The 5,763-nt window shown below is 73.0% G+C and carries 4 protein-coding genes; all 4 read left to right on the top strand.

Annotated elements, in window-relative coordinates:
* Positions 1-1,637 (top strand): NADH-quinone oxidoreductase subunit L (locus ABZ749_RS27715; protein WP_357232966.1); only part of this gene is annotated, 1,637 nt, incomplete at its 5' end.
* A 55-nt stretch (positions 1,638-1,692) separates the two neighbouring features.
* Positions 1,693-3,201 carry an NADH-quinone oxidoreductase subunit M gene (locus tag ABZ749_RS27710; RefSeq protein WP_357232964.1) on the top strand — a complete coding sequence of 503 codons (1,509 nt, stop codon included), beginning with the start codon at positions 1,693-1,695 and terminating at the stop codon, positions 3,199-3,201.
* Between the two features lie 55 nt (positions 3,202-3,256).
* Positions 3,257-4,744 carry a proton-conducting transporter membrane subunit gene (locus ABZ749_RS27705; protein ID WP_357232962.1) on the top strand — a complete coding sequence of 496 codons (1,488 nt, stop codon included), beginning with the start codon at positions 3,257-3,259 and terminating at the stop codon, positions 4,742-4,744.
* A 116-nt stretch (positions 4,745-4,860) separates the two neighbouring features.
* Positions 4,861-5,763: zinc metalloprotease HtpX (gene htpX, locus ABZ749_RS27700; protein ID WP_357232960.1), on the top strand; the 903-nt coding region annotated here is incomplete at its 3' end.

The following is a 5,763-nucleotide window of genomic DNA, read 5'->3' as shown; positions in this document are numbered from 1 at the left end:
GCCAACCCGGACGACTTCGGCGCGACCCACCCGGCGGTGCAGGCCCGCGCAGCCATGGGCCCGAAGTTCCTGGCGGCGGTGGACCGGATCGCGGGTACGCCGCCCAGATCAGCCTCTTCACCGGTGCCATGCTGCTGGTGGTGGTCGCCGGCGACCTGATCATGCTGTTGGTCGGCTGGGAGGTGATGGGCCTCTGCTCGTACCTCCTGATCGCCCACGACCGCCGACTGGCCGGCGCCCCCGCCGCCGCCATGAAGGCGTTCCTGGTGACCCGGGTCGGTGACGTCGGGTTCCTGCTCGGCATCGCCCTGCTGGGTGTGTCGACGGGCAGCTTCCGGATCGCCGACGTGCTCGCCCACGACCATTCCGGCGCGACGTTGACCGCTGCCGGCCTGCTGCTGCTCGCCGGTGTGGCCGGCAAGAGCGCGCAGTTCCCGCTGCACACCTGGTTGCCGGACGCGATGGCCGGCCCGACCCCGATCTCCGCGCTGATCCACGCCGCGACGATGGTCGCCGCCGGGGTGTACGCGGTGGCCCGGCTCTACCCGCTGTTCACGGCCGCGCCGGTGACGCTGACGGTGCTGGGGGTGCTCGGCGCGATCACGCTGCTGCTCGGCGCGCTCGCCGCCACCGCCCAGGACGACATCAAACGCGTGCTGGCCTGGTCGACGGTGTCCCAACTGGGTTACATGACCGGCGCGCTGGCGGTCGGTTCACCGTCGGCCGCACTGTTCCACCTGCTCACCCATGCCGCCTTCAAGGCGCTGCTGTTCCTCGCCGCCGGTGCCGTGATCCACGCCGTCGGCACCACGCTGATGTCGGAGATGGGCGGGCTGCGGCGCAGCATGCCGGTGACGTTCTGGTGCACTGTGGTGGGCCTTGGCGCGTTGGCCGGGGTGCCGCCGTTGGCCGGTTTCTGGAGCAAGGACGGCGTGCTGACGGTGGCCGAGTCGGCCGCGCTGGAGGGCACCGGGCCGGCCCCGTCCTGGGTGGGCTGGATCGTCTGGATCGCCGGGCTGATCGGCGTGGCGGTCACCGCCTGGTATGCGGGTCGGCTGCTGCTGCGCGCCTTCTTCGGCGCCCCGCGCCTGCCCCTGGTCCAGCCGCACGACCCGCCGGCCGTGCTCCGCTGGCCGGTGCTGCTGCTGGCCGTGCCGGCCGCGCTGCTCGGTCTGGCCGGGTTCGTCGGGGCGTTCGCCGACCGCCTGCGGTTCCCCACCGTCCCGGTGGCGGGCTCCGAGGACGGCCTGGTCCACCTGGGGCCGGGGGTGCTGCTGCCGCTGGCGTTCCTGCTGTTCGGCGCCGCGCTGGTGACGCTGGGCTGGCGGCGCGACCCGGCCGCCGACCCGGCCGCGGCGCTGGGTCCGCTGCGGCCGGTCTTCGCCAGCGCGTTCCGGTTCGACGACGTCCAGCGCACCCTCGTGGTACGTCCCGTCCGCGCACTGGCCCGCGCCGCGCGCACGGGTGACGAGGTGGTGGTGGACGGCGCGGTCGAGGGCAGTGGGCGAGCCGCGTCCGGTCTGGGCGCGGGGCTGGCCGCGCTGCACCGCGCGGCGCTGCCCCGGGCCGCCGCCGGCGTACTGGCCGGTGCTCTGCTGATCGGCCTGGCCGCCGCCGTGTTGGGAGTTGTCCAGTGAGCGCGAGGAGTGAGCCGGGTTTGCGAGCCTCGCAGTCGCGAACAGAGGCGGTCCAGTGACGTTGGGGCAGGGGTTGCTGGTCGCGGTGCTGGCGGTGCCGGCGCTGGGTGCGGTCGCGGTGGCGGCGACGCCCCGGGACCGGGCGGCCCGGCTGGTCGGCAGTGTCGCGGCGGCGTTGACCCTGCTGGCAGCGGTGCCGCTGGTGTTCGACCGTCGGGGCTGGGTCGTCTGGTCGGGCAACGAGCCGGCGGTGCGCCCGTGGCACCAACTGGACCTGCCCTGGGTGCCCGGTCTGGAGTTGCGCTTCCACCTCGGCGTCGACGGCATCTCCTGGCCGCTGGTGGTGTTGACCGCGCTGCTCACGTTGCTCTGCTGCGCGTACACGATGTGGCGGGTTCCGGACGGCGGTAGCGGCCGGGCGCTCGTCGCGCTGCTGCTGGTGGTCGAGGTGGGCATCCTGGGCACCTTCCTCGCCCTGGACGTGGTGTTGTTCTTCCTCTTCTTCGAGGTCGTCCTGCTGCCGATGTACGCGATCATCGCCGGCTGGGGTGGCGCGGACCGGCGTCGGGCGGCCCGGAAGTTCGCCCTCTACACGCTGTTCGGCTCGGTGCTGCTGCTGGTCGGCGTGTACGTCGTGGTCGCCGCCGCCGGCACCGCCGACCTGGTGACGCTGACCGGTGGCGCGGGGATGTCCCGGGGCACCCAGTTGGCCGCGTTCACTCTGCTCGCGTTGGCGTTCGCGGTGAAGAGCCCGCTGTGGCCGTTGCACTCCTGGCTGCCCGACGCGCACACCCAGGCACCCACAGTGGGCAGTGTCGTGTTGGCCGGTGTGCTGCTGAAGATGGGCACGTACGGCCTGATCAGGGTCGCGGTGGGGGTGGCGCCGGAGGGAGCCCGTTGGGCCGCGCCGGTGCTCGGTGTGCTCGCCGTCGCCGCGATCCTGATCGGTTCGCTGGTCTGCCTGGCCCAGTCGGAGGTGAAGCGGCTCATCGCGTACTCCAGCGTGGGGCACATGGGCTTCGTGCTGTTGGGCGTCGCCACGCTGACCGCCACCGGCATCCAGGCGGCGTTGATCGGCAACGTCGCGCACGGGGTGATCACCGGCCTGCTGTTCTTCCTGGCCGGGGCGGTGAAGGACCGTACCGGCACGGGCACCCTCACCGAGCTGTCCGGGCTGCGGGAGACCTCGCCCCGGTTGGCGGGTCTGCTCGCGTTCGCGGCGATCGCGTCGCTGGGCCTGCCCGGCCTGGCCGGTTTCTGGGGCGAGGCGTTCGCGGTGATCGCCGCCGTGCAGGTGGGCGGTCCGCTCTGGACCACCCTCGGGGTGCTGGCGGCGGTCGGTGGGGCGCTCACCGCCGCGTACTTCCTGCGGTTGCTACGCCAGGTCACCCACAACCGGCCGAGCCCCGCCGTCGGTCGGGTCGGCCCCGGCCTGGCCGGTGCGGAGTTGACCGCCTGGGTGCCGCTGGTGTTGCTCGCGTTGGCCATCGGGTTGGCGCCGACGCTGGTCCTCGGCGTCGCCGAGGCTCCCGTCGACGCCCTGATCGGGGTGGTTTCGCGGTGAGCGCGAGGAGTGCAGCGGAGCGGAGCCCCGCAGTCGCGAACGAAGGCGAGCCCCGATGAACGTCGTGCAGAGCGTGGACAGCGTCGCGCTGCTGCCGGCCTATCTGGCCGCCGGCACGGCCGTGCTCGTGCTCATCACCGATCTGCTCGTGGCCCGGCCACGGGCCACCATCGCCGTGGCCGCGCTCGGCGCGCTCGGCACCGCCGTCGGCTCCGCGCTGGTCGGGGCGGGTGCCGAGCGGCGGACGTTCTGCGTGGGCGCCGACTGCTCCTGGATCTTCGGCGGTCGGGCGGCAGTGGTGGCCGTGGTGGTCGCGCTGCTCACGGTGGGCGTGCTCGGGCTGTCGGTGCCCGCGCTGCGGGCCGGGCGCTCACCGGTCGGGGAGTACGCCTTCCTGTTGGCCTGCTCGATGACCGGCGGCGTGGTGCTCGGCGCGGCCGGCGACCTGATCACGCTGATCGTCGCGCTGGAGACGCTGACCCTGCCGCTGTACGTGCTGGTCGGCCTGCGCCGGGGCAGCCTCGCGAGCGCCGAGGCGGCCCTGACCTTCTTCGTGGTCAGCGTGGTGGCGACCACGCTGACCCTGCTCGGCGCGGCCCTTCTGTACGCGGTGACCGGTGGGCTGCACCTGGACCGGCTCGGTGCGTTGATCGCCGAGCAGCCAGAGGTGCGGGACCTGCCGTTGACCACCGCCGCGGTGGCGGTGCTGCTGGTCGGCCTGGCCTTCAAGGTGGCGGCGGTGCCGTTCCACGCCTGGGCGCCGGCCACCTACGACGGCGCGCCGCTGCCGGTGGCCGCGTACCTGTCCACAGCGTCGAAGCTGGGCGGCCTGGTCGCCCTGCTCGCCGTGGTGCAACGGGCGCTGCCGGCGGACCAGACCGGTCCGGTGCTCGCCCTGCTCGCCGTGCTCACCATGACCGTCGGCAACCTGGTCGCCCTGCGTCAGCGGCGGACCGTCCGGCTGCTCGCCTGGTCGTCCGTCGCGCAGGCCGGGTACATCCTCGCCCCGTTGGGAGCGTTGGCGCTGGCCGCCGGACGCACGGACGAGGCACGGTCCGCCGCGTACGCGGCCGCCATCGCGTACGCCGTCTTCTTCGTGGTGTTGGAGCTGGCCGCGTTCGCCGCAGTGACCGCGCTGCGGCCGGCGGGTGCGGACGGCGGCACGCTGGACGACCTGCGCGGGGCAGCCCGCCGGCACCCGTGGCGAGCTGCGGCGTTCGGTCTCGCGCTGGTGGGTCTGGCCGGTCTGCCGCCGGGGCTGGCTGGCCTGTTCGCGAAGGTGACAGTGGTCCGGGCGCTGCTGGACGGTGGCGCGGCCTGGCTGGCGCTGGTGGTGGCGGTGAACGCCGTGATCGGGCTCGCCTACTACCTGCGGGTGACCGCCGCGCTGTGGGCACCGACGCCCCTCGCCGCCCCGAACGTCGGCGGTGCCGCGGCCGTACCCGTGGTGGGTGTGGTGGGGGTGGTGCTGGCGGTGGCGACGGTGGCCGCCGTGGTGCTGGGTGTCGCCCCGCAGCTGGTGCTCGACCTGGCCGGCCGTTGACCTGACCTGCGACTTCGGTCTCAGTGAACTCTCAGCGTTGTAACGGATGGTTGACGGGTACCGGGTTGTTGAACCGGTCAGCGGATCCCGGCGATCCGTGCACCGAAGGAGACATCGTGCACCACAACCGTCTGAAGACCGCAGCGCTGCTCGGCCTGCTCAGCGCCCTGATCCTGGCGGTGGGCTACTGGTTCGGCGGCAGCGGCGGCCTGGTCATCGCCGTCGTCGTGTCTCTGGTCATGAACGGCGTCACCTACTTCTACTCCGACAAGCTCGCACTGCGCTCGATGGGGGCGCAACCGGTCACCGAGGCGCAGTTCCCCGAGCTGTACCGGATGGTCCGGGAGTTGGCCACCGACGCCCGGCAGCCGATGCCGCGGCTCTACGTCAGCCCCACCGCGCAGCCCAACGCGTTCGCCACCGGTCGCAACCCGCAGCACGCGGCCGTCTGCGTGACCCAGGGCATCACCGAGATCCTCGACTACCGTGAGCTGCGCGGCGTGATCGGGCACGAGCTGTCCCACGTCTACAACCGGGACATCCTGATCTCCAGCGTGGCGGCCGGCCTGGCCAGCATCATCACCCTGCTGGCGAACCTCGCCTTCTTCATCCCGCTGGGCGGCGGGGACGACGAGGATCGACCCAACCCGGCTGTGCTGCTGCTCACCCTGATCCTGGGCCCGATCGCGGCCACTGTGATCCAGTTGGCGATCAGCCGGAGCCGCGAGTTCCAGGCGGACGCCTCGGGCGCCGAGCTGAGCCGCGACCCGCTGGCCCTGGCCAGCGCGCTCCGCAAGATCGACGCGGTGGCCCGACGTCGGCCGTTGCCGGCCCAGGGGCAGCTCACCAGCACCGCCCACCTCATGATCGCCAACCCGTTCCGGGGTGGCGGCATGGCGGCGCTCTTCTCCACCCACCCCAAGATGGAGGACCGCGTCGCCCGGCTGGAGCAGAGTAGCAGTGGCTGGATCCCGACCGTCATCCGCGAGGACGGCGAGCTGAAGCTGATGCTCGGCGCC

This window comes from Micromonospora sp. NPDC047753, assembly GCF_040642735.1.
Taxonomy (GTDB): Bacteria; Actinomycetota; Actinomycetes; order Mycobacteriales; family Micromonosporaceae; genus Micromonospora.
Note: the sequence above shows the minus strand (reverse complement) of the source record. Positions and strands in the feature narration are given on the sequence as shown.